The following is a 2,486-nucleotide window of genomic DNA, read 5'->3' on the forward strand; positions in this document are numbered from 1 at the left end:
CTGCTCGATCACCCATGTTGATGCCCCTCTTTATTAGGCTGACAGATTCTTAGATCAAGTTGCGCAATGACGTGGTTTCGAAGGTCTCGGACAGCGCCAAGAACAGATGGTGTGTTTGAGAAGAGATAGGCGCCGCTTGGCTGGCGATCAATCAGCAAACGCTTACTTCGGATCTGCACATAGAGCCAGTTCACCGGGATCTTGAGCGTTCGGGCCAGTTCGGGCGGGCTGAGGAGTGAGGCTTCATGCTCCCATCGGTTGCGCTGGGTAGTTACCTTGATGGCAGCGGCACGACGGAGCCGCCCAACGGTGATGGGCAGCACCTTATCGGGGCAATGAGGAGAGCGGTGGCCTTCCTGAGTAAGGATTGCGGCGATCTCGTCGTCTGGGACGCCGTCGCGGGCAAGCGCCAGCAGGCGCTCCCGCATCTCTGTGCCTCGCGTCAATCTGGTGACGGAGCTGACGGTCATCTTCACTTCGAGCTCCGTCACGGCGCCGCCACGCCAGACGATCCTGGCCAGGGCCAGGTCGTGCTCACCACGGTCGAGCACGACCTTTTCGATGAGGCATCGCAACAACGCCTTGCGATGCGCATCCGAAATAGCCTCGTCAGCCCATATCTGCGGCAAGCGGCCGGTGAGGCTGATGACCTTGTTGTCGAGCTCCTTGCTTATGGCCACTTGTGTGATGGCTTTGGAGGGCGTCTGTCTGGCAAGCGCCTCTTCGGCGGCGCGCACGTCGTTTAGCGCCGCTTCCCATCGGCGCTCGAGTTCCGAGGCGACCAGCCGATTGTCTGGATCAGCTCGGTTGAACTGCCGTTCGGCGAGTGCGGCCGTGTACCGCTTGCGCTCGAGCTCTCGTTCTGCGCTGGAGCGCAACGCATTGTTCATCTGCTGCTGGACTCGGCGGGAGTGCGACAAAGCATCGAGTTCGGCTGGCGCTAGGGCGGTTAGGAATGCCTCGCCAACGGCCTCATCGATACGGTTGGCGCGGATGTGTTGGCAGGTTGGCTGACCCTCTTGGGTGCGCAGGTGATTGCATACATACTCGCCGCCGCCCTTGTAGCGGACGTACATTTTATGGCCACATCGTGCGCACCAGGCGATGCCGTGGAGCAGAAGCTCGCCATTGCGAGGCGCGCCTCGGGTTTTGATGCGCATGTATTCGGCTCGGTTATCTCTGATGACAGCTCGGATTTTTTCATAAATCGGCCAGTCGATATAGGCTGGATATCGATCTTTGACGACGATCCGCCACTCTTCCATCGGCCGCGGAGCCTTTTGCGGCAGGGCGCCCTCCCGCTTCGGCGGCTGGAAGCGGGTTCGTCCATAGACGAAGGCGCCCGCGTATGCGGGGTTCTTCAAGACGGCCGCCACCGCAGCCAGCGTCGCGCGCGTCCAGCACAAATCGCCATGCCGATCACGACGTGGCAGTTCCAGGTCACGTTCGTTCAACGCCCGCATGACCTTGGCAACGCTGCGCAGTTGCAGGAACAGCTGGAAGACGAGACCGAGCCGCCCTTGCACGGCCATATCGGGATCCTTAACGACCACGCCGCTCGGGTCCCGCATCAGCCCGATTGGCAGCATAACCGCAAGTTCGCCGCGTTCGGCTTTAGCCAGCAGGCCGGCAGTCAGCCGGCTGCGGATCGTATGTAGCTCAAGCTCGGAGATCGAGCCTTTCAGCCCGAGAAGCAACCGTCCGTTGGGAGTGCCCGGATCATAGACACCATCGCGGTCGGCGATCAGACAGCCACGCAGACCACAGATATCCAGGAGCGGATACCAGTCGGTACAATTACGCGCCAAGCGAGTCACGTCGATCGACAAGATGAGCCCCACTTCACTCAGGCCAACACGGCCAACGAGTTCTTTGAAGCCATTACGATGCGCTGTAGACGCACCGCTCAACCCGAGATCGGCATCAATCACGTCGATGGCCGCCTCACGCCATCCGAGTTCGCGTGCGCGCTTGCGAAGCGCGTATTGAAGGCGCAGGCTCTCCTGATTGCTTACAACCTGGTGGGGCGTCGACTGCCGGATGTAGACGACGGCTTTGCGCGCCAAGTGGCTTGGTGTGACCAGCTCGGACTTCATGAGGGATCTCCGCCAAAATCGCGGCGACGTCTTCGACGATCTGGCGTCGGAGCGCGGGCGTCAGCGTCGACCAAAGATCGGCTGGATCCATGCTCATGTGCGTCGGAACAATCCGCTGTCGATAGAAGCTCGAGTAGAGCCTCCATACTCAGCTTAATCTGATTTGCTTCTTGTCCATAATATTCGATTGCGGTTGCCTGAATTAGGAGACTGCTTCCCGTGCGAAACTCAACTTCATACGAAGCGGGAATGCTTCGGCCTCGCTGGCCGATCTTCCTGATCACTCGAAATGAGCGGCTGTACAGAGGATGGTGGGGGTCTCGAACTTCGACCACCTCCGGAAATGATTCGTCAGATTCACTATTAGGGACATTCCTCAATCCCCTCGCT

General features: G+C 59.7%; 1 protein-coding gene. It reads right to left on the bottom strand.

What is annotated here, in order from left to right; translation table 11 throughout:
* Positions 1-8: 8 nt before the first annotated feature.
* Complete coding sequence (locus M2427_RS41960; RefSeq protein ID WP_280712556.1) at positions 9-2,096, bottom strand: recombinase family protein; 2,088 nt, start codon at positions 2,094-2,096, stop codon at positions 9-11.
* Positions 2,097-2,486 lie beyond the last annotated feature (390 nt).

It is taken from the genome of Bradyrhizobium sp. BR13661, from assembly GCF_029892425.1.
Classification (GTDB): domain Bacteria; phylum Pseudomonadota; class Alphaproteobacteria; order Rhizobiales; family Xanthobacteraceae; genus Bradyrhizobium.